The 23,683-nt window shown below is 67.2% G+C and carries 22 protein-coding genes; 5 read left to right on the top strand and 17 right to left on the bottom strand.

What is annotated here, in order from left to right; genetic code table 11:
- Positions 1 to 16 precede the first annotated feature (16 nt).
- The 3 genes from guaD to BLQ28_RS09445 form a co-directional block, all read right to left on the bottom strand.
- Positions 17 to 1,303, bottom strand: a complete 1,287-nt coding sequence (guaD, locus tag BLQ28_RS09455; RefSeq protein WP_093238618.1) for a guanine deaminase — start codon at positions 1,301 to 1,303, stop codon at positions 17 to 19.
- A gap of 76 nt (positions 1,304 to 1,379) precedes the next feature.
- On the bottom strand, positions 1,380 to 2,363 hold the full coding sequence (locus BLQ28_RS09450) for an SMP-30/gluconolactonase/LRE family protein (RefSeq protein ID WP_093238616.1): 984 nt from the start codon (positions 2,361 to 2,363) through the stop codon (positions 1,380 to 1,382).
- Positions 2,360 to 2,965 (bottom strand): short chain dehydrogenase, encoded by a 606-nt coding sequence (locus BLQ28_RS09445; RefSeq protein WP_093238615.1) that lies wholly within the window; start codon positions 2,963 to 2,965, stop codon positions 2,360 to 2,362. Before BLQ28_RS09445 ends, BLQ28_RS09450 begins: the two co-directional genes overlap by 4 nt.
- Positions 2,966 to 3,070: 105 nt before the next feature.
- On the opposite strand from BLQ28_RS09445, the gene BLQ28_RS09440 reads away from it, so the two are divergent.
- A complete protein-coding gene (locus BLQ28_RS09440; protein ID WP_093238613.1) occupies positions 3,071 to 3,952 on the top strand; it encodes a LysR family transcriptional regulator in 882 nt (293 codons plus the stop codon).
- Here the strand turns inward: BLQ28_RS09440 and BLQ28_RS09435 are convergent.
- The 3 genes from BLQ28_RS09435 to BLQ28_RS09425 form a co-directional block, all read right to left on the bottom strand.
- Complete coding sequence (locus BLQ28_RS09435) at positions 3,949 to 5,049, bottom strand: BMP family ABC transporter substrate-binding protein (RefSeq protein ID WP_093238612.1); 1,101 nt, start codon at positions 5,047 to 5,049, stop codon at positions 3,949 to 3,951. The genes BLQ28_RS09440 and BLQ28_RS09435 overlap by 4 nt on opposite strands.
- Positions 5,050 to 5,139: 90 nt before the next feature.
- Positions 5,140 to 5,967 carry an SDR family NAD(P)-dependent oxidoreductase gene (locus tag BLQ28_RS09430; protein WP_093238610.1) on the bottom strand — a complete coding sequence of 276 codons (828 nt, stop codon included), beginning with the start codon at positions 5,965 to 5,967 and terminating at the stop codon, positions 5,140 to 5,142.
- 92 nt (positions 5,968 to 6,059) lie between these two features.
- Positions 6,060 to 7,007, bottom strand: coding sequence for a GlxA family transcriptional regulator (locus BLQ28_RS09425; protein WP_093238609.1), 948 nt, complete (start codon positions 7,005 to 7,007; stop codon positions 6,060 to 6,062).
- 160 nt (positions 7,008 to 7,167) lie between these two features.
- On the opposite strand from BLQ28_RS09425, the gene BLQ28_RS09420 reads away from it, so the two are divergent.
- Positions 7,168 to 8,421, top strand: a complete 1,254-nt coding sequence (locus BLQ28_RS09420; RefSeq protein ID WP_143012457.1) for an MFS transporter — start codon at positions 7,168 to 7,170, stop codon at positions 8,419 to 8,421.
- 36 nt (positions 8,422 to 8,457) lie between these two features.
- Here the strand turns inward: BLQ28_RS09420 and BLQ28_RS09415 are convergent, their stop codons facing one another.
- The 3 genes from BLQ28_RS09415 to BLQ28_RS09405 all read right to left on the bottom strand — a co-directional run bounded on the left by BLQ28_RS09415 (position 8,458) and on the right by BLQ28_RS09405 (position 12,994).
- The gene (locus BLQ28_RS09415; RefSeq protein WP_093238607.1) at positions 8,458 to 11,001 is read right to left on the bottom strand and encodes a penicillin acylase family protein; all 2,544 of its coding nucleotides are present in this window, start codon (positions 10,999 to 11,001) and stop codon (positions 8,458 to 8,460) included.
- Between the two features lie 134 nt (positions 11,002 to 11,135).
- Positions 11,136 to 11,945, bottom strand: coding sequence for a helix-turn-helix domain-containing protein (locus BLQ28_RS09410; RefSeq protein ID WP_093238606.1), 810 nt, complete (start codon positions 11,943 to 11,945; stop codon positions 11,136 to 11,138).
- A gap of 95 nt (positions 11,946 to 12,040) precedes the next feature.
- Positions 12,041 to 12,994, bottom strand: a complete 954-nt coding sequence (locus tag BLQ28_RS09405; protein ID WP_093239419.1) for a LysR substrate-binding domain-containing protein — start codon at positions 12,992 to 12,994, stop codon at positions 12,041 to 12,043.
- Positions 12,995 to 13,091: 97 nt separating this feature from the next.
- Here BLQ28_RS09405 and BLQ28_RS09400 point away from each other — a divergent pair, with 97 nt between their 5' ends.
- Complete coding sequence (locus tag BLQ28_RS09400) at positions 13,092 to 14,408, top strand: MFS transporter (RefSeq protein WP_093238604.1); 1,317 nt, start codon at positions 13,092 to 13,094, stop codon at positions 14,406 to 14,408.
- Here the strand turns inward: BLQ28_RS09400 and BLQ28_RS09395 are convergent.
- The gene (locus tag BLQ28_RS09395; RefSeq protein ID WP_093238603.1) at positions 14,369 to 15,430 is read right to left on the bottom strand and encodes an adenosine deaminase; all 1,062 of its coding nucleotides are present in this window, start codon (positions 15,428 to 15,430) and stop codon (positions 14,369 to 14,371) included. The genes BLQ28_RS09400 and BLQ28_RS09395 overlap by 40 nt on opposite strands.
- A gap of 125 nt (positions 15,431 to 15,555) precedes the next feature.
- Here BLQ28_RS09395 and BLQ28_RS09390 point away from each other — a divergent pair, with 125 nt between their 5' ends.
- Complete coding sequence (locus BLQ28_RS09390) at positions 15,556 to 15,951, top strand: nuclear transport factor 2 family protein (RefSeq protein WP_093238601.1); 396 nt, start codon at positions 15,556 to 15,558, stop codon at positions 15,949 to 15,951.
- Between the two features lie 43 nt (positions 15,952 to 15,994).
- Here BLQ28_RS09390 and BLQ28_RS09385 read toward each other — a convergent pair whose 3' ends face one another.
- Both BLQ28_RS09385 and BLQ28_RS33150 read right to left on the bottom strand, forming a co-directional pair.
- Positions 15,995 to 16,558, bottom strand: a complete 564-nt coding sequence (locus BLQ28_RS09385) for a hypothetical protein (protein ID WP_093238600.1) — start codon at positions 16,556 to 16,558, stop codon at positions 15,995 to 15,997.
- Positions 16,548 to 16,841 carry a hypothetical protein gene (locus tag BLQ28_RS33150; protein WP_218121914.1) on the bottom strand — a complete coding sequence of 98 codons (294 nt, stop codon included), beginning with the start codon at positions 16,839 to 16,841 and terminating at the stop codon, positions 16,548 to 16,550. The genes BLQ28_RS09385 and BLQ28_RS33150 overlap by 11 nt, the downstream gene beginning before the upstream one ends.
- Before the next feature lie 84 nt (positions 16,842 to 16,925).
- Between BLQ28_RS33150 and BLQ28_RS33145 the strand changes: the two genes are divergently transcribed.
- Positions 16,926 to 17,114 carry a hypothetical protein gene (locus tag BLQ28_RS33145; RefSeq protein ID WP_218121913.1) on the top strand — a complete coding sequence of 63 codons (189 nt, stop codon included), beginning with the start codon at positions 16,926 to 16,928 and terminating at the stop codon, positions 17,112 to 17,114.
- A gap of 173 nt (positions 17,115 to 17,287) precedes the next feature.
- On the opposite strand, the gene BLQ28_RS09375 is transcribed toward BLQ28_RS33145, so the two are convergent.
- The 5 genes from BLQ28_RS09375 to BLQ28_RS09355 form a co-directional block, all read right to left on the bottom strand.
- Positions 17,288 to 18,463: a BMP family ABC transporter substrate-binding protein gene (locus tag BLQ28_RS09375; protein WP_093238598.1), complete on the bottom strand. Its 1,176-nt coding sequence runs from the start codon at positions 18,461 to 18,463 to the stop codon at positions 17,288 to 17,290.
- A 49-nt stretch (positions 18,464 to 18,512) separates the two neighbouring features.
- Positions 18,513 to 19,433 carry an ABC transporter permease gene (locus BLQ28_RS09370; protein ID WP_093238597.1) on the bottom strand — a complete coding sequence of 307 codons (921 nt, stop codon included), beginning with the start codon at positions 19,431 to 19,433 and terminating at the stop codon, positions 18,513 to 18,515.
- Position 19,434: 1 nt separating this feature from the next.
- A complete protein-coding gene (locus BLQ28_RS09365; RefSeq protein WP_093238595.1) occupies positions 19,435 to 20,586 on the bottom strand; it encodes an ABC transporter permease in 1,152 nt (383 codons plus the stop codon).
- Complete coding sequence (locus BLQ28_RS09360) at positions 20,579 to 22,102, bottom strand: ABC transporter ATP-binding protein (RefSeq protein ID WP_093238594.1); 1,524 nt, start codon at positions 22,100 to 22,102, stop codon at positions 20,579 to 20,581. The genes BLQ28_RS09365 and BLQ28_RS09360 overlap by 8 nt, the downstream gene beginning before the upstream one ends.
- A 115-nt stretch (positions 22,103 to 22,217) precedes the next feature.
- Positions 22,218 to 23,618 carry an NCS2 family permease gene (locus tag BLQ28_RS09355; protein WP_093238592.1) on the bottom strand — a complete coding sequence of 467 codons (1,401 nt, stop codon included), beginning with the start codon at positions 23,616 to 23,618 and terminating at the stop codon, positions 22,218 to 22,220.
- Positions 23,619 to 23,683: the final 65 nt, after the last annotated feature.

The following is a 23,683-nucleotide window of genomic DNA, read 5'->3' as shown; positions in this document are numbered from 1 at the left end:
CTGCAAACGCGGCCTGTCAGCCCGCCTGTGAAATCACCGTGCGCTCTACCAGCCGATCGTCACCCAGCACGATCATCGCGAACAGCATCTCTTCGAGGTTGTTCGCCAGCGAGGTCTTACGCGCCAGCAGCGGCGTGGCCGAAGGGTTGAGCACAAGGAAGTCGGCCTCGCAGCCGGGCTGCAGGTTGCCCACCACGCCATCGAGCCCCAGCGAACGCGCCGCGCCGCCGGTGTGGTGCCACCACAGCCGCGAGGGCGCGATGCTCAGGCCGGTCTTGGTCTGGCCTTCGCGGCCCACGTAGTAGGCGGCCATCATCGTGTGGAAGGGGCTGAAGCTGGTGCCGCCGCCCACGTCGCTTGCCAGGCCATAGGGCGACTCGATGCGATCGGCCGCGCCGAAGTCGAAGAAGCCGCTGCCCAGGAACAGGTTGCTCGTGGGGCTCACTGCGGCTGCCGTTTTCGTTTCGCGCATCAGGCGGCGGTCTTCGTCGTCGATGTAGATGCAGTGCGCGTACACGGCACGCTCGCGCATCAGGCCGAAGCCCGCGTACACGTCCAGGTACGAGCGCGACTTGGGGTACAGCTCGCGCGCCCATTGCACTTCGTCGCGGTTCTCGGCCACGTGCGACTGGATCCAGGTGTCGCCGTACCTGGCCGCCAGTTCGCCCGCGCCGCGCATCTGCGCGTCGGTGCTGGTAGGCGCGAAGCGCGGCGTGATGGCGTAGCCCAGGCGATCGACGTTGTGCCACTTGCGGATCAGCGCTTCGGAATCGATCAGGCTCTGCTCGGTCTGGTCGCGCACGCCGTCGGGCGAGTTGCGGTCCTGCAGCACCTTGCCGGTGATCATGCGCAGTTGGCGGCGCTGCGCGCTCTCGAAGAAGGCATCGACCGAGGCCACGTGCGAGGTCGCGAAGGTCAGCGACGTGGTCACGCCGTTGCGCAGCAACTCGTCGAAGAACACGTCGGCCACCTCGCGCGAATGCGCGGGGTCGACGAACTTGCTTTCGGCCGGAAAGGTGTAGTTCTCGAGCCAGGGCAGCAGCCCCGGCGAGGGCGCGCCGATGATGTCGGTCTGCGGATAGTGGATGTGCATGTCCACGAAGCCCGGCGCAAGAATGCGCCCCGGCAGGTGGGTCACTTCGGCATCGGGATGGCGCGGCGCCACGGCGGCATGGCTGCCGGCATCGAGCACGCGCTGGCGGCCGGTGGCATCGGGGGCGACGACCAGCAGGCCGTCTTCATCGAAAACGGGCTGGCCTGCGGCGTCGAATCGCAGGAGGGAGGCGCGGTAGGCTTTTTTCATCGTGGCTGCGGAGGGTAATCCAGCCCCGCGCCGCCGCAATTTCCATGCGCATATGAGTGCTATATGCCGAACGCACTCACCGTGGCAGCGCACGCGACTGGATGTCGAAGGGCACGCCGGACGGAATGGGCGGGTCGCTGTCCTTGTGCTTCGTCAGCAGCCCGTACTTCGATTCGATGAAATAAACCGTGTCCCCCAGCACCGCGCCCGAAGACGGATCGTTGAGCCCCGCCACCACGGTCTGCAGGCCGAGCTTCGTGCCGTCGATGCGTGCCGCGGTGATCTGTCCGCCATAGGGCCCGTCGCCGAAGGCATTGCTCTCGAACAGCACGAGGCGGCCGGGTTTCCAGGCACGGATCGCGTCGACGTTCTTCATCGTGCGCGGCGCCTCGATGCGCGTGACTTCGCCAGCCTTGCCATCGGCGCCGAGATCGATGCGCAGCAGGTAGGAAGCCGCCGCCACGAGGCTCACATACACATCGCGCCCACTATCGATGGCGATGCCGTTCAGCCCCTTGTAGGGCCCCTCCCCGGCCAGCGCCGGGTCTTCCTTCCAGATCGTCAGCGCCGTGGCGCCGGGTGCGAGCTTCAGCACGCGCGGGTGATAGGAATCCGTCACGTAGAGATTGCCGCGTGCGTCCTGCGCGAGGTCGTTGCAATAGCCGTTGTCGGGCATCGCGTAGCTTGCGCGCGGCGCACCGGTGGCCAGGTCGTAGCGCTTGAGCGCGCTCGGCGTCTGCGGCACGGTGGTGAAGCCGCTGTTGCCCGAGCAGACCCACAGCGACCGATGTTTCGCATCGACCAGCACGCCCTGCCCGTTCGCCAGGCCATTGGCGCCGGGCTTGACCAGCACCTCGGCCTTCGGCGCGGCGCCCGGCTTCAACCGCGCGATCGCGCCCTGCCGCCAGCTGCCGACATAGAACGTGCCGTCCGGCCCGATGGCCATGCTTTCCGGATACCAGTCTTGGGGCAGCGCCTGCACAGCAGGCGGCGCCGCGATGGCAGCCGTCGTCGTCGCAAGGGCGAGCAGCGCGCCCACCAGCCGCGTACGCCTGCTCATTGCCACACGCGAAACACGCGCCCCGTCAGCGGACCTTCGACGCTGCGCACATAGGCCAGCGCCACGCGCGCGGCCGGTACGGTTTCAACGCCCGGAAAGAGCGCGCCATACGCGGCCGCCGATTCGGTCAGCAGCGTCGGGCTCACCGCGTTGATGCGCAGGCCGCGCGGCAGCTCGATCGCCGCGCCGCGCACGAAGCCCTCGACCGCCGCATTCACGGCCGCTGCATTGCTTCCTCCACGAACCGGGTCGTCGGCCGCGACGCCCGTGGTCAGCGTGATCGAGCCGCCATCGCGCAGCACATGCTGGCCGAGTAGCGCGAGCCGCACCTGGCCCAGCAGCTTGTCCTGCAGGCCGACGTTGAAGTTCGCTGGCGTCATCTCCGCCACCGGCCCGAAGAACAGCCCGCCCGCCGCCGACACGATCGCATCGACACGGCCCACCGCCGCATACAGCGCCTCGACGCTCGCATCGCTGGTGATGTCGACCTGCCGGTCGCCGCGCGTGCGGCCCGCACGCACCACCTCGTGCCCACGCGCGGCCAGCACCTGTGCCACCGCGCTGCCAATGGCGCCCGTCGCGCCCACCACAAGAACCTTCATGAAGAACTCCGCCTAAGTGAATCAATGAAGCGGCCATTGTTTTGAGAACCGTTGATTTGATAAATTGGCAATCAGTTCGGTTATTCGGAACCCAGAGTTATCAATATGGACAAGCTCCGCGCCATGGAAGTCTTCGTCGCCACGGTCGACGCGGGCAGCTTCGCGGCCGCCGCCGAGGCGCTCGACCTGTCGGCCGTGATGGTCGGCAAGCACATCCGCGCGCTCGAAGAGCAACTGGGCGCGCGGCTGCTCGAGCGCACCACCCGCCGCCACGCGCTGACCGAGATCGGCGCCGCCTACCTGGAGCGCTGTCGCGACGTGCTGGCGAGCGTGCACACCGCCGACGGCGTGGCTGAATCGCTGCGCGCCATGCCGCAGGGCGTGCTGCGCGTTACCGCACCGGTGGCCTATGGCGCGCACCGGCTCACGCCGGTGATCGGCGACTACATCGCTGCCTACCCGCAGGTGAAGGTGGACCTGGTGCTCAACGACCGCGTGGTCGATCTTGCGGAAGAAGGCTTCGACTGCGGCATCCGCTCGGGTGCGGCGGTGGACGAACGCCTCATCGCACGGCCGCTCGCGCTGGCGCGCATGTTCGCGGTCGCGAGCCCGGCCTGGGTCAAGCGCCACGGCCAGCCGAAACATCCATCGGACCTCGAAGCCTTTCCGCTGCTGGGCTTTGCCACCTGGGGCCCGAACCATTCATGGCGCTTCACGCGCGACGGCCAGACGGTACACGTGCCCGTGCGCGGCCCGCTCACCACCAACAACGGACAGGCGCTGCTGGCAGCGGCGATGGCCGGCGTGGGCGTGATCGTGCAGGCCGATGCGCTGCTCGGCCCCGCGCTCGCCTCGGGCCAGGTGGTTCAGTTGCTGCCCGACTGGGAGCTGCCGACGCGCAAGGTGCACATCCTTCGGCTGCCCGAGGCGCGGCCCAGCGCCAAGCTGCGCACCTTCATCGATTTCGTGGTCGAGCGGCTCGGTTAGCGCGTCACGCGCCCTTGCACGCCTTCGACCAGCCAGTTCATCTTCAGGATCTGGTCGTCGCTCAGTTGTGCGCCCTTCGCGATGACGACATGGCCTTCGTTGTCGCGCACGTCGGCAGCCACCGCACGGAACGGCTGTAGCTTGCCCGCCGCGATGTCCTTCTGCCGCGCCAGCACCTCGTCCTGCACGGCCTTGGGCACCTTGGTGCCGAAGTCGCCGACGCGGATCATTCCTTCCTTCACGCCGCCCCAGAGGTTGCCGCTCCTCCAGCTGCCGTCGAGCACCGCGCGTGCGCGCTGCGTGTAGTAGCCGCCCCACTGGTGCGTGACCGCGACGATCTGCGCGTCGGGCGCGATCTTGCGCATGTCGGAGTGGTACGCAATGGCCAGCTTGCCGCGCTCCTGCGCCGCCGACATCACGGCGGTCGAGCCCGTGTGGAAGGCCACCACGTCGGCGTTCTGGTTGAACAGCGTCATGGCCGCATCGCGCTCCTTCGGCGGATCGAACCACTCGTTGAGCCACACCACGATCACCTTGGCGTTCGGGTTCACCGAGCGCATGCCCAGCGCAAAGGCGTTGATGCCCTGCAGCACTTCCGGAATCGGAAAGCCGGCGACGTAGCCCGCCACGTTCGTCTTCGTCATGCGGCCCGCGGCGATGCCGGCGAGATAGCGGCCCTCGTAGTAGCGCGCATTGGCGGTCGCAACGTTGGGCGTGGTCTTGTAGCCGGTGATCGACTCGAACTTCACGTCGGGGAAGTCCCTCGCCACCTTCAGCGTCGGCTCCATGTAGCCGAAGCTCGGCGTGAAGATCAGCTTGTTGCCCTGCTGCGCGAGGTCGCGGATCACGCGTTCGGCATCGGCGCCTTCGGCCACGTTCTCGACGAAGGTGGTCTTTACCTTCGCGCCCAGCGCCGCATCGACGGCCTTGCGGCCCTCTTCATGCTGGCGCACCCAGCCGGCATCGGTGACCGGCGTGACGTAGACGAAGCCGATCTTCAAAGGCTCTTTGGGAGCCTGTGTTTGAGAAAAAACGGGAGATAAAAAGCAAGCGGCTGCCAGCGCCAGAACGGCGCGGCCCGCGAGGTTTTTGTACATGGTGGTCCTCTACATGGCCCCGGAAAAGCAAAAACCCGCAGCCGGCCGGGACGCCCGGCTGCGGGGTGCGGATTTTAGTGCGGGGCTTTCTCAAGCCTGCAGGGCCACCTGCGCACGCGCACCCGTCACGCCATAGCGAGGCGCAGGCGCCGAGCTGGAAAGCCGGGCCGACATGGCACGGCGCGCCGCCTCGAAGGCATCCCACTCGGCCTGGCTCGGCAACGCGGGAATGGTGACCTGCTCACCCAGGTCGAGCCCGGCCAGGGCCGCGTCGACCATGTCTTCGGCGCTCATGACGATCTCTGTCGGCAGGTGCTGCACCGGCAGGCCGGCGATGTCCCAGAACTCGGTGGCCGTGGCGCCCGGCAACACCGCCTGCACGCGCACGCCCTTGTCGCCCAGTTCATGCTGCAGCGACTGGCTCAAGGCCAGCACGAAGGCCTTGCTGCCGCCGTACACGCCGTTGAGCGTTTCGGGCGAGACCGCCACGATGGACGAGATGTTCACGATGGTTCCCGCGCCACGGGCCACGAAACCGGGCGCGGCCGCGTAGGTCAGCCGCGTGAGCGCGTTCACGTTGATCGCGAGCATCTCTTCCATCTTCTCGATGTCCGAAGCCAACAGCGGCGCGGTGGCGCCCACGCCGGCGTTGTTCACCAGCAGCGTCAGGTCGCGGTTCGCGCGGATGGCGGCCTCGACGCGCGCGATGTCCTGCTTGTTCGTCAGGTCGGCGGCGATCGTCTCGATCTTGCGTCCCGTCTGTGCCGCCAGCCGGTCGGCCAGCGCCTGCAGGCGGGCCTGGTTGCGCGCAACCAGAACGAGGTCGAAGCCACGGCGGACCAGCCGGTCGGCATACACGGCGCCGATGCCCGAAGAAGCGCCGGTGATGAGGGCGGTGCCCTGTTGTGTCGAAGTCATGATGAAGCTTTCCTTTTGTCGCCACGTTGTTGTGGGCGTGAGGGAAGTTTCTTCTTTCAAGGCAATGGCGTAAATGCCATATAAGCCTCCTTTTAGGCCACTTCGGCCGCCTGCTTCGCCACGCGACGCACGGCCTGCGGCGGCTGGCCCAGCGTGCGCAGGAAGGCGCGCCGCATGCGCTCGGGATCGCCGAAGCCCGTCTCGCTGGCGACCACGTTGAGCGCGAGCCCGCCGGCATCGATCAGCAGGCGCGCCGCTTCCACGCGCAAGGTCTCGACGGCATGCGCTGGCGACTGGCCGGTCTCGGACTTGAAGGCGCGGCTGAACTGGCGCGGGCTCAGGTGCGCCACTTCGGCCAGGTCTTCCACCGACAGCGGATCGCGCAGGTTCGCCCGCGCATGCGCCAGCGCCTGCTGGATGCGGTCCGACTTGGGCGCCAGTTCCAGCAGTGCCGAATACTGCGATTGCCCGCCCGCCCTGCGGTGGTACACGACGAGCTTCTTTGCCGCCATGCGCGCGACTTCGACGCCCAGGTCCTGCTCCACCAGCGCCAGCATGAGGTCGATGCCCGCCGTCATGCCGGCCGAGGTCCAGAGCGTGCCGTCGTTGATGAAGATGCGGTCCGGCTGCACCTTGGCGAGCGGATGGCGCTTTTGCAGCTCCTGCGCAAAGGCCCAGTGCGTGGTGACGCGCCGCCCGTCGAGCAGGCCCGCGTCAGCCAGCCCGAAGGCGCCGGTGCAGATGCTCGCCAGCCGGCGCGAACTGCGCCCGCCCGCCCGCAGCATCTTGCACAGGGTGGCCGATGTGGGCTCGATGGTCAGCGCGCCGGTCATCACCAGCGTGTCGAACTTCGAGGCCGTGAACCGCCTGGTTTCGACGCTGATGCCCGACGAGCTGGGCGTGAGCCCGCCGGTCTCGGAAAGCAGCTCCACGCCATAGATCGGCTGGCCCATGTGCTGGTTCGCCAGCTCGAAGACGGCAAGGGCGGCCAGGTCGAGGATCTGGAAGCCCGGAAAGACGACGACGGCGATGCGCTTCATCACGATGTCCTGAAAAGAGGGGATTTTGATATTCAGGACAAAAGCTTACGGAGCATCCAGGGTTCGGTCAAACAGCCCCCATGCGCCGCTCGCGATGGGTGGCGCCGCCAATCGGCAGGCGCCCGATCGGCCGCATCGCCACACAATGAGTTCTCGCCCCATGACGAACTCGACAACCCACGCCTCGCGCGGCGCATCCGCGCCCGACCCCACCAGCAGTGCCAACGAACACTGGCAGCGCAATCTCTTCGTCTGCATGTTCGGCTCTTTCACCACCATCGTGGCGATGACGCTGCTGCTGCCCTTCCTGCCGCTCTACGTCGAGCAACTGGGCGTGAAGGACCATGCGGCCATCGTGCAGTGGTCCGGCGTGGCCTACGGCGCGACCTTCTTCACCGCCGCGCTGGTCGCGCCGCTGTGGGGCCGGCTGGCCGACCGCTACGGGCGCAAGCCGATGCTGATCCGCGCCAGCCTGGGCATGGCGGTGGCGATGGCGCTGATCGGCATGGCGGGCAATGTCTGGCAGCTCGTCGGGCTGCGGCTGCTCGCGGGACTGCTGGGCGGCTATGCCTCGGGCTCGATGGTGCTGGTCGCCACGCAGACGCCCAAGACGCGCACCGGCTGGGCGCTGGGCACGATGTCGTCGGCCATCATGGCGGGCAATCTCGTGGGCCCGCTGGTCGGCGGCGCGCTGCCACCGCTCATCGGCATCCGCGCGACCTTCTTCGCGGCGGGCGCGATGATCTTCGTGGCCTTTCTCGCCACCGCCTTCCTCATTCGCGAAGAGAAGAAGGCGCCTTCGACCGCGAAGCAGCGCGACGAAGCCGGCAGCGGCTGGGCCGCCGTTCCCGACAAGCGCCCGCTGGTCGCCATGCTCTTCACCGGCATGCTGCTGATGCTCGCCAACATGTCGATCGAGCCGATCATCACGGTCTACGTGGCCACGCTGGTCGAAGACCCGAATCGCGTGACGATGATGGCGGGGCTCGTGATGTCGGCCGCGGCGCTGGGCAGCATCCTGTCGGCCTCGCGGCTGGGGAAGCTGGCCGACCGCGTGGGGCACTGGAACGTGATCGTCGGCTGCCTTGCGGTGTCGGCGGTGCTGCTGATTCCGCAGGCCTTCGTCACCTCGGGCTGGCAGCTGGTGGTGCTGCGCTTTTTGATGGGGCTGTCGCTCGGCGGGTTGCTGCCGTGCATTGCGAGCGTGATTCGCCACAACGTGCCTGAGCGCGTGGCGGGCAACATGCTGGGCTACTCGACCTCGGCGCAGTACACGGGCCAGGTCATGGGGCCGCTGCTTGGCGGCTTCGTGGGCGGGCACATCGGCATGCGTGCCGTGTTCCTCGGCACCTGCGTGCTGATGGCCGCGGGTGCCGGGTGGAACTGGCTGGCGAAGCGGCGGCAGCCTTCTTGAATCACCGCCGCTTCGCGTTGCACCGATGCGGCGCTCTTACTCGCTGATGACCGCGCTGCTGTAGGCCGCGTCGCCCTTGATCTCCGATTCCGAGAACGGCACCTTCAGCCACTGCCCGGCGCTGTAGGCGCGGGTGTAGTCGGCGTTGTGCGCCGATGTGGGGTCGTCCGAGAGCGAGAAGGTCAGGAAGGTGTGGGCCTCCACGCCGCCTTCGGGGAAGCGCACGATCTGCATGTAGCTGTTGCCGTTGGGGTTGGCGTCCATCGTGTAGCCGCCCTTGTCGAGGCGGTTCTCGGAACACGAGATGGTGAAGTAGCCCGGACCGCCGCAGCCGCCGTACAGCGGGATCTTCTTGTCGCCGCGCGTGGCGAACAGGTAGTCGCCGCGCTGTGCGTCGGGTGCGTAGCCACTGGCCTCGACGCGCACGATGGCCGCACCGAAGGCCTGCGTCAGCGCGGTGGCCTCGCTGGTGTTCAGGTCGCGCGGCGTGTGGACCGGGTCCTTCGCATCGAAGGGCTTGTCGTAGGCCGTCGCCGGCAGCTTCACGCGGCTCCAGAACTCGTCCCACAGGTGCGCGCCCCGCGCGGTGGCAACGCCGGTGTTGTCCCACGCGCGCAGCGCGGCGCAGGCCGCGCCGGTGTTGACGGTGTGCCCGACGACCGTCGGATCGATCGGGTCCTTGACGACGGTGATCGTCGGCGACGCGCACACCATGTCCAGCGCCTTGTCCTTGAACAGCTCGGCCGTCAGCACGCGGCTGTTGAGCACCATGCGCTTGACGGTGTCGACGGTCGCGCCCTTGGCACCGTAGCTGTCGGTGCCGCCAAGGCGGCTCTGCGCCAGCACGTTGCCCATGCGGGTGCGGAAGCTCACGGCCTCGGTGCCGGCCGGTCCCATGATGTCGGGGTAGCCCGTCAGCGGCGCGTTCGGATTGGCGAGCCAGTAGCTGTCGTTCATGTTGGCGACGTAGTCGTCGCGCATCAGGCTGGGCATGCGCGAGGGGCCGATGGCGCCCTTCTGCGCCGAGTCGGCATCGGTCTGCCAGTCGCAGGCGCTGCGCGAACCATCGAAGACCGGCACGCGCGCAAGCGCCGCCCTGAGCGTCTGGCCAGCCGTGCTCGTGCTGGAGCACTTCGCCATCTGGTCGGCCGACACGTTGGGCACGGCGCCGATGTCGGCATACCAGGCCTTGGCGCTGCCGCGGCCCACGGCCACGGTGTTGACCCACGGAATGGCCGCTTCCTCGCGCTGGATGGCGGTGAACTCGTCGAGCGACTTCGCCCGGTTCCAGCGCAGCCAGTTGCGGAAGGTGCGGTAGTTCTCGCCGTTGATGTCGCGGATGGCGTAGGCGGTGCTCTGGCTCCACAGCGGCAGCTTGTCGCTGAGGTACGTGAGGTTGAGCATCGGCCCGTACTCCGACTTGTAGAGCGTGCGCGTCACCGTCGTCGTGCTGCCGTCGGCCTGCTTCACCTTGACGGTGATTTCATGCGCCTGCATCTTCACGGCATTGCCGTCGCGCATGTAGCTGGTCGGGTCGCCCGCGGCGAGCGTCAGCTCGTAGACCCCGAAGCGCTTGGCGGTCGACACGGTATGGCTCCACGCGATGTTGTCGTTGAAGCCGATGAGCATCACCGGAATGCCCAGGAACGACGTTCCGCTGATGTTGAGCTGGCCCGGAATCGTGAGTTGCGCCTGGTAGAAGCGATCGGGCCCGCGCCAGTACCAGTGCGGGTTGCCGAACAACAGCGGGCTGGCGTCGCCGGTGGCGGCCGTGCCGAAGCCGATCATGTTGCTGCCCACGCCCTCCTTGCCGCCGACCTGCATCTCGGGCTCGGGAATGTCGCGCAGGGCAAGCTGCAACGCGTGCTTCTTGTTGTTGTGCCCACGGCTGTGGCTGTGTGCCGCGACCTTCGCCGGTGCCGCCGGCGAAGGCGGCGTCGCGTTGGCGATGTGCGCCAGGAAGTTGCTGTAGCCGCCCGCAAGATTGGCCGCGTACATGCGGCGATAGATGTCGTCGGTCGTGATCGGCTGGACCCACGCCTCGGTGCGGCAGGCCGCGTGCGCGGTGCCGCTGGCCTTGGCATCGCGCACGTAGCGGTTGTAGCCCGCCGCAAAACCCTCGACCAGCTTCTTCAGGTCGTCGGGCTGCGCGTCGATCATCTTCTTCAGCACATCGGGCGAGATCACGTGCCGGTGGAAGAAGTCGGAGTCGATGTTCTTCGGCCGGCCGATGGTGCTGCCGGCCACCAGCAGCGCGTCGCCTCCCAGGTACTGCGAGCGCTCGCCGCGGTAGGTCAGGAACGAGTCGGCCATCGTGCAGAGGTTGTCTTGCGCCTGCGCATAGCCGTAGCCGTAACCCGCGCCGGCCCAGTTGTCGGCCTTGATGTGCGGCACGCCCATCGCGGTGCGGCGGATCTCGGCCTTGTAGGTGCTTGCTGCGGGCGGCGGGCTGCCCGGGTCCGGTGGCGGCAGGAACGAAAAGCCCTTGCCTCCGCCACCACCGCATGCGGTCAGGGTGGCGGCTGCGGCGAGCGCGAGCAAAGACAGCGGCATGGCGCCGCGACGTGTGATTGTTCTCATGGAGTCTCCAGTTGATGCTCTCTTGATGGAGCACCGAGGAGCTTAGGCAGCGGCTGCCGCGGCCTCTTGAACGCAGCCGCTGCGATGCCTAGGGTTGGCCCTAGGCCGACCCCGGGGCCGACCCCGGGCCGGGCCTACGCCAGTGCCCCGCCACGCCCCCACGCGTGCGAAGCCTGCTCGTCCGCGGTCACGCGCACCTGGTTCGCCAGAAAGGACGGTGCCAGGCCGAAGTAGCGCTGGAAGGTACGGCTCATGTGCGCCGCGTCGGTGAAGCCGCTGACCAGCGCAACGTCGGTCAGCGGGCGGTGCCCGGTGAACTGCTGCACCGTGCGGCGCACCTTGGTCCACAACGCATAGCGCTTGACCGACACGCCCACCTGCTCCGCGAACAGGTGCGTCAGCCGGTCGGGCGACAGACAGGCCACAGTCGACAGCTCGCGCAACGGGATCTGCCCCGCATGCACGCGGATGGCCTCCAGCACGCGTTCGATGCGCTTGTCGATGGGCGCTTGCAGCTCCGGGTGCTCGGTGATGGCCTCGACCAACCGGGCACTCAGCATCTGCAGCCTGCGGTCGGACAGCAGGCCGCGCTGCGCCGGGTCGAAGTCGTCGCGCAGCCGGCCGAAGCGGCGTGCGTCGATCGGCTGGATGCCATGGCCGCCCATGTGCCTGGCGAGCATGCGGTAGGCGCTCGATGCCGGGTCGAGATTGAGAGACAGCAGCCCGCAGCCATCGACATCGAGCCGGCGCGACACATGCGGCGCCACCAGCGCGGCGGTGCAACGCACGCGCGTGCCGTCGACGGCTTCGAGCACGAAGGGATGGCCGCTGACCGACGCCAGCAACGTGGCCGACGAGCGCGCCGTCAGCCCCGACTGGATCGCCGGCGTGATGTAGAGAAACCTGTCATCCCACAGGTGCAGAAAATTCTGTTGCGTGGCCATGCCGTGTCACTTTTGTTTTGTCTCCAGCGGCGGATTCTCACGCATTGCCGCTGCCGTCCGACAACGGTTTGTGCACACCCGTCTTCAGCATTCCTTCAGAGTGCAGCCACCAATGCATCGGTCTGCACATGCTGGCGCACCGCCTCCAGCAGCAGCGTCGCCAGCCGGCTTGCCGGGGCCTCGGCGCGGGCCTGCGCGCGATAGAGCACCAGCGATATCTGCGGCAATGCCGGCAGCGACAGCATCGCGCGGTCGATGGTGCGCACGTGCGCGGGCAGTCCGAAAGGCGTGCGCACCGTGAGGCCCAGACCGGCCGATGTGGCGGCCCACAGTGCCGACAGGCTGGCGCTGGCGAACGAGCGGCGCCACGGCACGCCCGCGCGGTCGAGCGCGGTGATGACGATCTCGCGCAACGGGCATGGCGCGTCGAGCATGACCAGCGGCAACGGCTCGCGGCTCTTGCGCGCGCCGGGGCCACGGCGCTCGCGCTCGGTCCACCAGGGGGCATCGACCCTGTCGGGCGCCTTGGGGCCGATCCACAACAGCGGCAGCCGCGCCACGCGCTCGGCATGAGGCGACAGGGGCCGGTCGCCCGCGTCCCATGCGAGCGCCAGGTCGAGCTGGCCGAGTTCGAGCCGTTCGCGCAGATCGGCGCTGCGGGCCACGCAGGCTTCGATGCGCACCTTGGGATGCGCCCGCGCAAAACGGCCCAGCACGGTGGGCAGCAGCGTCTCGCCGAAGTCTTCCTGCAGGCCCAGCCGCACCGCGCCTTGCAGGTCGACGCCGCGCATGGCGGCGCTGGCCTCGTCGTTGAGTTCGAGCATGCGATGGGCGTAGGTCAGCAGCGTTTCGCCGGCGTCGGTCAGTTCCAGCCCACGGCCCGCCTTGCGGAACAGCACCGTGCCGGCCTGCGCCTCCAGCTTCTTGAGCTGCGCGCTTACGGCCGAGGTCGAGCGGCCCAGCCGGTCGGCCGCGCGGGCATAGCTGCCGAGCGCGATGCCGGTGGAAAAACTGCGCAGCACATCGAGATCGAACATCACCTGGGACATGGTTTCTTCCTTTTTCAACCGTTCAGTTTTTCAGGATGGTTCGCTCATTATTTTCTGATTTTCAAAACCTTTGCAACGGCGGACACTGCACCGCAACATGACCCATTCATCGCACTCCCCTTCGTTTGCGCCCCGCCACCGCTGGAAGGTTCTGGCCGCGGGCGTGGCCGCCAACGCGGCGTTTTCCGTGGCCTTCAGCGGCATTCCGATGACCGCCGTGCTGATGCGCACCGGCTACCAGCTCGACAACGCCACGCTCGGGCTGGTGCTCGGCCTCATGGGCCTGGGCATCGCGGTGAGCGAGCTGCCCTGGGGCCTGCTGACCGACCGCTGGGGCGACCGGCCCGTGCTGCTGACCGGACTGGGCAGCACCGCCGTCGCGCTCGTGGCAATGGCGCTGTGGGCGGCACCGAACGCGCAGCACATCCCCAGCCTCGGCTGGCTGGCCGCGGGCCTGCTGCTGGTCGGCCTGCTGGGCGGCAGCGTCAACGGCGCCAGCGGCCGGGCGGTGATGACGTGGTTCGACGCCGGCGAGCGCGGCCTTGCCATGAGCATCCGGCAAACGGCCGTGCCGCTGGGCGGTGGCATCGGCGCGCTGGTGCTGCCCTTCGTCACCTTGCACTTCGGCTTTGCTGCGCTCTACGGCCTGCTGGCCTTGCTGTGTGCGTTGAGCGCGGCCATGAGCTGGGCCTGGGTGCACGAGCCGCCCATTGCGCCCCGCAGTACCAAGGCCACGACCACGACCGAAGTGCGCGCCGCGCCGAAGAGCGGCCCGCTGCGCGACGCCCGCGTGTGGCGCATCGTGCTGGGCATCGGCATTCTTTGCGCGCCGCAGTTCGCGGTGCTGTCCTTCGGCACCGTGTTCCTGCACGACTTCGGCCATGCGGGCTTCGCGACGATCACCGCCACCATGGTCTTCACGCAGGTCGGTGCCATGGTGACGCGCGTGTGGAGCGGCCGCTGGACCGACCGCCTCCGCAACCGGCCGGCCTACCTGCGCGCCTGCAGCGCACTCAGCGTGCTGCTGTTCGCTGCACTGGCGGTGCTGGTGATGGCCGCCGGCACGCACGTCGCCGATTCATCGGCGCTGCGCATCGCGCTGGTCGTGCTGCTGGGCGTGAGCGGTGTCTGCGTGTCGGCATGGCACGGCGTGGCCTACACCGAACTCGCCACGCTGGCCGGTGCGGCCCGTGCCGGCACGGCACTGGGCATGGCGAACACCAGCGTGTTTTTGGTGTGCTTCGTTACGCCCTTCTCCATTCCGCACCTGCTGGCGCTGCAGGGCTGGTCGCTGGTGTGGCTCGCGGCCAGCGCCTGTGCGTTGGTGGCGATGCCGCTGCTGGTGCCTCGGCCCGATACCGCCGCCGCTGTCGATCAGAACGTCGCAAAGACGGCGTTGAGCCGGTCGACGTAAGCGCGCTTGGCGGCCGCGTCGATGAAGCTGCCCTCGAAGCTGTTCGCCGCAAGCTGCCAGGCCTGCTGCACCTTGAGCCCGGTGGCCGCGAAGGTCTGCGTGAAGTTCTGGTTCATGTAGCCGCCGAAGTAGGCCGGGTCGTCCGAGTTGACGGTGGCGACCAGACCCGCATCGAGCAGCGTGCCCAGGTTGTGCTGCGCCAGGTCGGGGAACACGCAGAGCTTGAGGTTCGACAGCGGGCACACGGTAAGCGGAATGCGGTCTTGCGCGAGCCGCTTCATCAGCGCCGGGTCTTTGGCGCTTTGCACGCCGTGGTCGACACGCTCGACCTTCAGCACGTCGAGCGCGCTCCACACATAGGCCGGCGGGCCTTCTTCGCCCGCATGCGCGACGAGGTGAAAGCCCAGTTCCCGGCAGCGCGCGAACACGCGGGCGAATTTTTCGGGCGGGTGGCCGAGTTCGCTCGAATCGAGGCCGATGCCGATGAACTTGTCGCGGAACGGCAGCGCCTGCTCCAGCGTCTCGAAAGCCTCTTCCTCGCTCAGGTGGCGCAAGAAGCACAGGATGAGCGTGGCGCTCACGCCCAGCTTCGCCTTCGCGTCGGTGCACGCCCGGTGCAGGCCGTTGACCACCGTCTCCATCGACACGCCGCGCGCCGTGTGCGTCTGCGGGTCGAAGAACATCTCGGTGTGCACCACGTTGTCGGCCGCGGCGCGCTCCAGATAGGCCCAGGCCATGTCGTAGAAATCCTGCTCCTTCAGCAGCACGCTCGCGCCGGCGTAGTAGATGTCCAGAAAGCTCTGCAGATTGGTGAAGGCGTAGGCGCGGCGCAGGTCTTCGACGCTGGCGTAAGGAATGGCCACGCCGTTGCGCTGCGCGAGCGCGAAGATCAGCTCGGGTTCGAGCGAGCCTTCGATGTGCATGTGCAGCTCGGCCTTGGGCATGGCGCGCAGCAGCTCGGGCAGGCGGTCGGCGGGAATCCGGTCGAAGCTCTTGTCGAAGGCGGGGCGAAAGTCGGTCATGGTGGGGAACTCGGCGTTGTGATCCCGCAAAGCATAAGCGCAGCCGTCGCGCAGGCGATCACGGCAAACGTATACCTTCGATAGACTGGGTTTTCCTTCCATTCCACAGCAACAGGAGACAACGCATGCCGATCGACACCCTTGCCACCTGGCACCGGCTCGTCAAGGAACGCGACCTGGCGGGGCTGGACGCCCTGCTCGACGAAGAAGCCGTCTTTCATTCGCCGGTGGTGCACAAGCCGCAGGTCGGCAAGAGCATCACCAAGAAGTACCTGTCGGCGGCCTTCCAGGTGTTCTTCAACGAGAGCTTTCGCTATGTGCGCGAACTCAAGGGCGCGAACGATGCGGTGCTGGAGTTCGAGCTTGAACTGGACGGCATCGTCATCAATGGCGTCGACATGATCAAGTGGAACGAAGCCGGAAGGATCACAGAGTTCAAGGTGATGCTGCGCCCCCTGAAGGCAGTGAACCTGATCCATCAGAAGATGGGGGCGCAGCTTCTTCAGGCGGCGCAGCCGTAGAGGCGGCGGCGGTCAGCGACGGCGCGCCTGGAGACTCACGCGGTCACTTCGGGGCGCCGGCCTCGCTGAGCCTTGTGAGCAAGGCCTCGTCGCAGGTCGGCTCGACGTCGTAGCCGAAGTGCATGTAGAGATGCGCCTGCGGTTCGCCACCGCTGCCCAGTTGCAGAAGATGCGCGCCTTCGCTGCTGGTGCAGACCTGCGGGATCGTCTTGTCCGCCGCGCCACCCAGCAATGCGCGTTCGGCCGCGACCGAATCGCGCTCACCGGCCTTGAACACCAGCGCCCCGCCCACGAAGGGCACCGCATCCGCTGCCTTCAACGGCGGCAGGGCATACGCCCTCACCTGCCGGCCCTTCAGTTCGTCCGAGACGTCTGTCCGCCGCTTTTGCGTTCCGGTGATTCGCAGGGAGACGCAACACTTCGCGTCGCCCTGTGCCCCGGCGTGTTGCGCCACGACGTGATCGCTGCGGCTCAACCGCTCGGTCGTGAACACGGTCCGCCGGCCGTCAGGACGGACTTCGATCAATCCGGCGGACGGCTGCGCGGCCGACGCGACGAGCGACGAGACGAACAACGCCGTCGCCAAGAGGTATTTTTCAAAAGCCATTGTCTGACCAGTGCGGTGGATCGCTGACAAGCTTCTTGACGCCATATGTCGCGCCAACGGCATGAAGATCGCTGTCCTTCTGGATCAGCACCTCGACGCCCGAGGCGTTCTTGATCTTCTTGTTCTTCACGCCTGAAATCGTCATGTCGATGGCGCTTCGCTCCGTATGGCGGGATGCCAATGCGGGTGGATACACGATGTCGTAGGCCGAAGCCATTTCGCGCGCTGCAGCTCGGGATTTCTCGGCCGAGCCGTGGTCCCACTCGATGTCGACGCCGGGCATTGCGGGAACGCGCTCCGCGGCAGTGGAGCCGTTTGCGATGCGGCGGCGTAGTGCATCAGGTAGGCCCTCTCCTTGGGGCGAAAGGTGGCGGAAATTCTCACCGAACCACCGGCGCTTTCAATCGCGGCAATGAAGTCGTTGGTGTTCCGCCTGAACACCGGCGTCAGGTCGTTGGTGGATGTTCCGGTCGGAAATCTTGAAACCCATTTCCGTCCGCTCAATTCGAGCCGCGAATTTGCGCTTGCCGTGGATGCGGGCGCAGGCCCGGCTTGAGGCGTTGTAGCCATGTTGATCTCTCCCTGAAAGTCTTATTGATGAATTCGCATGGCCGGCGAAGGTGCGCGCCGGCAATGCGAATTCATCGTAGACCCACAAGGCCCTGCACAATTTAAAACGGGCCACCCCTTTGCAGGGGTGGCCCGTGAATTAATCAGCCTGTGGCTGCTTTACTTCTTGTCGCCGCCCGGCACCTTGCCTTCCACGCCCTTGACGTAGAAGTTCACGCCCGACAGAAACTTGTCGTCGGCCACGGCATCCTTGGCGACCACTTCCTTGCCGTCCTGGCCCAGGATCGGGCCCTTCCAGATCACGAAGCTGCCGTCCTTCAGGCCCTTCTTCACTTCATCGACCTTGGCCTTGGCTTCGGCCGGCACGTCGTCGGCGATCGACACGAGGTCGATGGCGCCTTCCTTCACGCCCCACCAGCTCTGGCCGGTGGTCCACTTGCCGTCCAGGGCTTCCTGGGTGGCCTTGATGTAGTACGGGGTCCAGTTGATGACGGCCGATGCCAGGTGGGCCTTGGGGCCGTAGGCGGTCATGTCCGAATCCCAGCCGAAGGCGCGCTTGCCCTTTTCTTGCGCCGTCTTCAGCACGGCGGGCGAGTCGGTGTTCTGGAACAGCACGTCGGCGCCGCCGTTGATGAGGGCGGTGGCGGCTTCGGTTTCCTTGGGCGGGCTGAACCATTCGTTCACCCACACGACCTTGGTCGTGATCTTCGGGTTGACCGACTGCGCACCCAGCGTGAAGCTGTTGATGTTGCGCAGCACTTCAGGAATCGGCACCGAGCCGACCACGCCGAGCGTGTTGCTCTTGGTCATCGAGCCGGCGATCACGCCGGCCATGTATGCGCCTTCGTACGTGCGGCTGTCGTAGGTGCGCATGTTCTCGGAGGTCTTGTAGCCGGTGGCGTGCTCGAACTTCACGTCCTTGGCGTCGGCGGCGACCTTGAGCATGGGCTCCATGTAGCCGAAGGTGGTGCCGAAGACCAGCTTGTTGCCCTGGCTCACGAAGTCGCGGAACACGCGCTCGGCGTCGGCGCCTTCGGGCACGCTTTCGACGAAGGTGGTCTTGATCTTGTCGCCGAATTCCTTCTCGAGCGCCTTGCGGGCGTTGTCGTGCGCGAACGACCAGCCGCCGTCGCCCACCGGGCCGACATAGGCGAATGCGATGTTCAGCGGCGCGGTGGTGGCCGGAGCCGGTGCGGCTGCCACGGGCGCGGGGGCCGCGGGTGCCGCGGCCGGTGCTGCCGCTTCTTCTTTCTTGCCGCAGCCCATGAGGGCCGCCGAAGCCACCGCGGTGAAGGCGGCGAGCTTGAGCAGGGAGCGCTTGTTCAGATCATTCATTGTCGGAAATCCTCAAAAAGGACAGGTTGGCAAAAAAACGAGAACGGTATTATGAGCCGGTGTAGAACGGTTTTCCTATGGAAGCCGGCATGTTGATGCGAATGAACGCCGGGTTGCGCGAGATCAGCGCCAGCACCACGATGGGCGCGATGTACTGCAGCATGCTGAGGAACTGGGGTGGCACGTCGACACCGCTGCTCTGCAGGTGAAAGCCCAGCATCGAGACGCCGCCGAACAGGTAGGCGCCCAGCAGCACGCGAATGGGCCGCCAGGTGGCGAAGGTGGTGAGCGCCAGCGCGATCCAGCCGCGACCCGCGACCATGCCCTCGACCCACAGCGGCGTGTACACCGTCGAGAGGTACGCGCCCGCCAGGCCGCACAGCGCGCCGCCGGCAATCACCGCCATGAAGCGGATGCGCCGCACCGGGTAGCCCAGCGCATGCGCCGACTCGGGCGATTCGCCCACCGAGCGCAGCACCAGCCCGGCGCGCGTGCGGTACAGGAACCAGATCAGCGCGAAGGTCAGCAGCACCGCGAAATACACCATCGGGTGATGGCGGAACAGCGCCGGGCCCACGAGCGGAATGTCGCCCAGCACCGGGATCGCGTACGAGGCACTTTCGGGCAGCTTGGCCTGCACGAAGTTGATGCCCGCGAAGGCCGAGAAGCCGACGCCGAACAGGCTCAGCGCCAGCCCGGTCGCGTACTGGTTGGTGTTGAGCCAGATCACCAGCACACCGAAGAAGGCCGCGAGCAAGGCACCCGCCGCCATGCCGGCGAGAAAGCCGAGCCAGGGGTTGTGCGTGGTCACCACCGTCGCGAAGCCCGCGATGGCGGCGCACAGCATCATGCCCTCGGCACCGAGGTTGACGATGCCGGCCTTCTCGTTGATGAGCAGGCCCAGTGCCGCGATGGCGAGCACGGTGCCCGCGCTCAGGGTGGAGCCGAGCAGGAGTGCGTAGCTGTCCATGTCAGAGGGCTCCCTCGGTCGGGCGCGCAACGGGCGCGGTGATGGGCGTGCTGGCTTGCAGCGAAGCGGTGGTCATGCCGGCGGCCGCGGCCTTCAGGGCCGCCTTGCGCCGGATGCGGTAGGCGATGAGCGTGTCGCACGCCAGCAGCGTGAACAGCAGCAGGCCCTGGAACACACCCGTCAGTGACTTCGGCAGCCCGAGCCGCGACTGCGCCAGCTCGCCGCCGATATAGAACATGCTCATGAGGATGGCCGAGAACACCATGCCCACCGGATGCAGCCGCCCGACGAAGGCCACGATGATGGCCGCGAAGCCGTAGCCCGCCGGCACGTACGGCGTGAGCTGCCCGAGCGGCCCGGCCACTTCGAGCGCACCGGCCAGGCCAGCCGCGCCGCCCGAGGTCAGCAGTGCGATCCACACCGCGCGCCGCGCCGAAAAGCCCGCATAGCGCGCGGCCGCGGGCGCAAGCCCGCCGACCTGCTGCGCAAAGCCGGCCCGCGTGCGGAACAAGAACACCCAGAGCGCGCCCGCGCCCACCAGCGCGATGACCAGCCCGATGCTCACCCGCGAGCCCTTGAAGAGCCTCGGAATCTGAGTGACCGCCTCGAAGGTCTTGGTCTGCGGAAAGTTGTAGCCGTGCGGGTCTTTCCACGGGCCGAAGACCATGTAGCCCAGCAGCAGCGTGGCGACATAGACCAGCATCAGGCTCACGAGAATCTCGTTGGCGTTGAACTTGTCGCGCAGGAACGCGACGATGCCCGCCCACACCATGCCGCCGACGATGCCCGCGACCAGGATGGCCGCGACGATCCATTGCCCGGTGTTCTTGTCGGCCAGCAGCGCGACGCCGCCCGCCGCGATGGCACCGAACACGAACTGCCCTTCGGCGCCGATGTTCCAGACGTTGGAGCGAAAGCACACGGCCAGCCCCAGCGCAATGATGAGCAGCGGCGTGGCCTTGACCATCAGTTCGCCAATCGCATAGCCGCTCTTGATGGGCTCGTAGAAAAACACCAGCAGGCCCTTGACCGGGTCCTTGCCGAGCGCGGCGAACAGCGCCACGCCGATCAGCACGGTGATGAGCAACGCCAGGATCGGCGAGGCATAGGTCCAGAAGCGCGACAGCTCCGGGCGGGGTTCGAGCTTAAGCATGAGCCGCCTCCTTCGCCTGCGCCTGCCACAGGCCGCTCATCCATTCGCCGATCTGCGGCAGCGTGGCCGCCGCGCGGTCGATCGAGGGCGAGAGCCGGCCCTTGGCGATCACATGCAGCCGGTCGCTGATGTCGAACAGCTCGTCCAGCTCTTCGCTGACCACCAGCACGGCGCAGCCGGCATCGCGCAACGCAAGAATTTCGCCGCGGATCAGCGCGGCCGCGCCCACGTCCACGCCCCAGGTCGGCTGCGAGACGATGAAGAGCTTGGGGTTGGCATCGATCTCGCGGCCGACGATGAATTTCTGCAGGTTGCCGCCCGACAGCGAGCGCGCCGCCGCATGCGGCCCACCGGCCTTGACGTTGAAGCGCTCGATGATGGAACGCGCATGGCGGTCGAGCGCGGCGGTGTTGATCCAGCCGCCCTTGCCCACCGCGTTGCCACGCGTGAGCAGCAGGTTGTGCGCCAGCCCCAGCGTGGGCACGGCGCCGCGGCCCAGCCGTTCTTCGGGCACGAAGTGCAGGCCCAGCGCGCGCCGTGCGCGCGGGCGCAGCCGCCCGGCTGGCTTGTCGAACACCTGCACCATCGCGGGCTCGGCGCGCACGTCTTCACCCGACAGCGCGTAGAGCAATTCCTTCTGGCCGTTGCCCGAGACGCCGGCAACGCCGACCACCTCGCCGGCCCGCACCTCGAAGGACACACCCTCGAGGTCGACACCGAACTGGTCTTCCCGCGCCAGCGACAGGCCCTTGACGCGCAGCGCCACCGCGCCCGCATGCACCGGCCGGTGCTTCAGCGGCGGCGGCTCGCTGCCGATCATCAGCCGCGAGAGCGATTCGTTGCTCTCGTTCTGCGGATTGCACACGCCCGTCACCTTGCCGCCGCGCAGCACGGTGCAGGCGGTGCACAGCTCGCGGATCTCGTGCAGCTTGTGGCTGATGTACAGGATGCTGCAGCCTTCGGAAGCCAGCTTGTTCAGCACCGTGAAAAGCTTGATGACCGCCTGCGGCGTGAGCACCGAGGTCGGCTCGTCGAGGATCAGCAGCTTGGGGTTGGTCAGCAGCGCGCGGATGATTTCGACGCGCTGCATCTCGCCCACCGACAGCGTGTGCACCGGCCGCGAGGGGTCGATGTCCAGCCCGTACTCGCTCGCCTTGGCCGTGATGCTGCGCGCCACCTCGGCCAGCTGCAGCGACTTGTCGAGCCCCAGCCACACGTTCTCGGCCACCGTGAGCGTGTCGAACAGGCTGAAGTGCTGGAACACCATGCTGATGCCCAGCGCCCGGGCCTGCTGCGGGTTGCGCAGGTTGACGGGCTGGCCGTCGAAGGTGACGGTGCCTTCGTCGGGCTTGACCGACCCGTAGATGATCTTCATCAGGGTCGACTTGCCGGCGCCGTTCTCGCCGAGCACGGCGTGGATTTCGCCGGGCTGCACGGCCAGGGAGATGTCGCTGTTGGCCACCACCGCGGGGTACCGCTTGGTGATGTGCGCGAGCTGGAGTCTGGGGGTTGTCATGCCGGGTTTCGTGGGTTTGTCTCGTTCAACAGCAACAAAGCGGGAACAGCTATCAGTTTAATAGCGTGTCCCCGCGACCATCGGCGCCCGACGGCGCTTTGCTCAGTTCACTGCATCAATGCCCGCCGACGTAGGCGAACTTGAACAGGAACACGGCGGCGATGACCCAGACCATCGCATGCACTTCCCGTGCCCGGCCGGTGCACAGCTTCAGCACGGCGTAGGTGATGAAGCCGAACGCCAGGCCGTTGGCGATCGAGTAGGTGAAAGGCATCGCCAGCGCGGTCACTGCGGCCGGGATCACCTCGGTGGTGTCTTCCCAGTCGAGCTCGACCAGGTCGCGCAGCATCAGGCAGCCCACGAAGAGCAGCGCCGGCGCGGTGGCATAGGCCGGCACCGAGCCTGCCAGCGGCGAGATCATCAGGCAGGCCAGGAACAGTACCGCCACCACCACGGCCGTAAGGCCGGTACGGCCGCCCGCTTGCACGCCCGCCGCGCTTTCCACGTAGGCCGTGGTGCTCGAGGTACCGAGCAGCGAGCCCGCGAAGATCGCGCCGCTGTCGGCCAGCAGCGCCTTGTTCATGCGCTCCATCTTGCCCGGCACCAGCAGGCCCGCGCGCTTGGCCACGCCCATCAGCGTGCCGGTAGCGTCGAACATCTCGACCAGGAAGAACACCAGCACCACGTTCAGGATGCCGCCCTTGAGCGCGCCCAGGATGTCGAGCTGCATGAAGGTCGGTGCGATGGACGGCGGTGCGTCGAACACGCCGTGGAACTTGTTGCCGCCGAAGAAGAACGACAGCACGGTCACCGTGATGATGCCGATCAGGATGGCGCCGCGCACCTTGAGCCTGTCCAGCGTCACGATGATGAGAAAGCCCAGCGTGGCCAGCACCACCGGTGGCGAGTGCAGGTCGCCCAGCGTGACGAAGGTGGCCGGCGATGCCGCGACCACGCCCGCGCCCTTGAGCGCGACCAGCGCCAGGAACATGCCGATGCCCACCGTGATCGCCGTTCGAAGCGACTGCGGTATGCCTGCGATGAAAAGCTCCCGCAACCCGGTGACCGTCACGATCAGGAACAGGCACCCCGAGATGAACACCGCGCCCAGCGCGACCTGCCACGTGTAGCCCATGCCCAGCACCACGACGTAGGCGAAGTAGGCGTTCAGGCCCATGCCCGGCGCCATCGCGATCGGGTAGTTGGCATACAGGCCCATGATGAGCGTGCCCAGCGCCGCGATCAGGCAGGTGGCCACGAAGACCGCGCCCTTCGGCATGCCCGCGTCGCCGAGGATCGACGGGTTCACGAAGATGATGTAGGCCATCGTCAGGAAGGTGGTGAGCCCCGCGATGACTTCCGTGCGCACGGTGGTGTTGTGCGCGCTGAGCTTGAACACGCGTTCAAGCAGACCTGAGCCGCTTGCGCTGCCCACAGCCGCACGCGGACGCGCGGACTCGACATGCCCCGACGCGCGGGGCTCGGCGTCTTTCGGCGCCTGTTCAAACGTACTCATTTAGCTTGTCTCCAGCTGTTGTTGTGGCGGTTTTCATCGTTGCCCCGCTCACGACGCCGGCGCGA

The sequence above is a fragment of the Variovorax sp. EL159 genome (genome assembly GCF_900100965.1).
Taxonomy (GTDB): domain Bacteria; phylum Pseudomonadota; class Gammaproteobacteria; order Burkholderiales; family Burkholderiaceae_C; genus Variovorax.
Note: the sequence above shows the minus strand (reverse complement) of the source record. Positions and strands in the feature narration are given on the sequence as shown.

Excerpts from the sequence above, each read along its gene's own strand:
- BLQ28_RS09400 (WP_093238604.1), top strand. The coding sequence starts at position 13,092 with ATGACCCATTCATCGCACTCCCCTTCGTTTGCGCCCCGCCACCGCTGG.
- BLQ28_RS33150 (WP_218121914.1), bottom strand. The coding sequence starts at position 16,841 with ATGCCCGGCGTCGACATCGAGTGGGACCACGGCTCGGCCGAGAAATCC.
- BLQ28_RS09390 (WP_093238601.1), top strand. The coding sequence starts at position 15,556 with ATGCCGATCGACACCCTTGCCACCTGGCACCGGCTCGTCAAGGAACGC.
- guaD (WP_093238618.1), bottom strand. The coding sequence starts at position 1,303 with ATGAAAAAAGCCTACCGCGCCTCCCTCCTGCGATTCGACGCCGCAGGC.
- BLQ28_RS09410 (WP_093238606.1), bottom strand. The coding sequence starts at position 11,945 with ATGGCCACGCAACAGAATTTTCTGCACCTGTGGGATGACAGGTTTCTC.
- BLQ28_RS09405 (WP_093239419.1), bottom strand. The coding sequence starts at position 12,994 with ATGTCCCAGGTGATGTTCGATCTCGATGTGCTGCGCAGTTTTTCCACC.
- BLQ28_RS09425 (WP_093238609.1), bottom strand. The coding sequence starts at position 7,007 with ATGAAGCGCATCGCCGTCGTCGTCTTTCCGGGCTTCCAGATCCTCGAC.
- BLQ28_RS09375 (WP_093238598.1), bottom strand. The coding sequence starts at position 18,463 with ATGAATGATCTGAACAAGCGCTCCCTGCTCAAGCTCGCCGCCTTCACC.
- BLQ28_RS09420 (WP_143012457.1), top strand. The coding sequence starts at position 7,168 with ATGACGAACTCGACAACCCACGCCTCGCGCGGCGCATCCGCGCCCGAC.
- BLQ28_RS09450 (WP_093238616.1), bottom strand. The coding sequence starts at position 2,363 with ATGAGCAGGCGTACGCGGCTGGTGGGCGCGCTGCTCGCCCTTGCGACG.
- BLQ28_RS09445 (WP_093238615.1), bottom strand. The coding sequence starts at position 2,965 with ATGAAGGTTCTTGTGGTGGGCGCGACGGGCGCCATTGGCAGCGCGGTG.
- BLQ28_RS09355 (WP_093238592.1), bottom strand. The coding sequence starts at position 23,618 with ATGAGTACGTTTGAACAGGCGCCGAAAGACGCCGAGCCCCGCGCGTCG.
- BLQ28_RS09360 (WP_093238594.1), bottom strand. The coding sequence starts at position 22,102 with ATGACAACCCCCAGACTCCAGCTCGCGCACATCACCAAGCGGTACCCC.
- BLQ28_RS09415 (WP_093238607.1), bottom strand. The coding sequence starts at position 11,001 with ATGAGAACAATCACACGTCGCGGCGCCATGCCGCTGTCTTTGCTCGCG.
- BLQ28_RS09440 (WP_093238613.1), top strand. The coding sequence starts at position 3,071 with ATGGACAAGCTCCGCGCCATGGAAGTCTTCGTCGCCACGGTCGACGCG.
- BLQ28_RS09430 (WP_093238610.1), bottom strand. The coding sequence starts at position 5,967 with ATGACTTCGACACAACAGGGCACCGCCCTCATCACCGGCGCTTCTTCG.
- BLQ28_RS09370 (WP_093238597.1), bottom strand. The coding sequence starts at position 19,433 with ATGGACAGCTACGCACTCCTGCTCGGCTCCACCCTGAGCGCGGGCACC.
- BLQ28_RS09385 (WP_093238600.1), bottom strand. The coding sequence starts at position 16,558 with ATGGCTTTTGAAAAATACCTCTTGGCGACGGCGTTGTTCGTCTCGTCG.
- BLQ28_RS09365 (WP_093238595.1), bottom strand. The coding sequence starts at position 20,586 with ATGCTTAAGCTCGAACCCCGCCCGGAGCTGTCGCGCTTCTGGACCTAT.
- BLQ28_RS09435 (WP_093238612.1), bottom strand. The coding sequence starts at position 5,049 with ATGTACAAAAACCTCGCGGGCCGCGCCGTTCTGGCGCTGGCAGCCGCT.
- BLQ28_RS09395 (WP_093238603.1), bottom strand. The coding sequence starts at position 15,430 with ATGACCGACTTTCGCCCCGCCTTCGACAAGAGCTTCGACCGGATTCCC.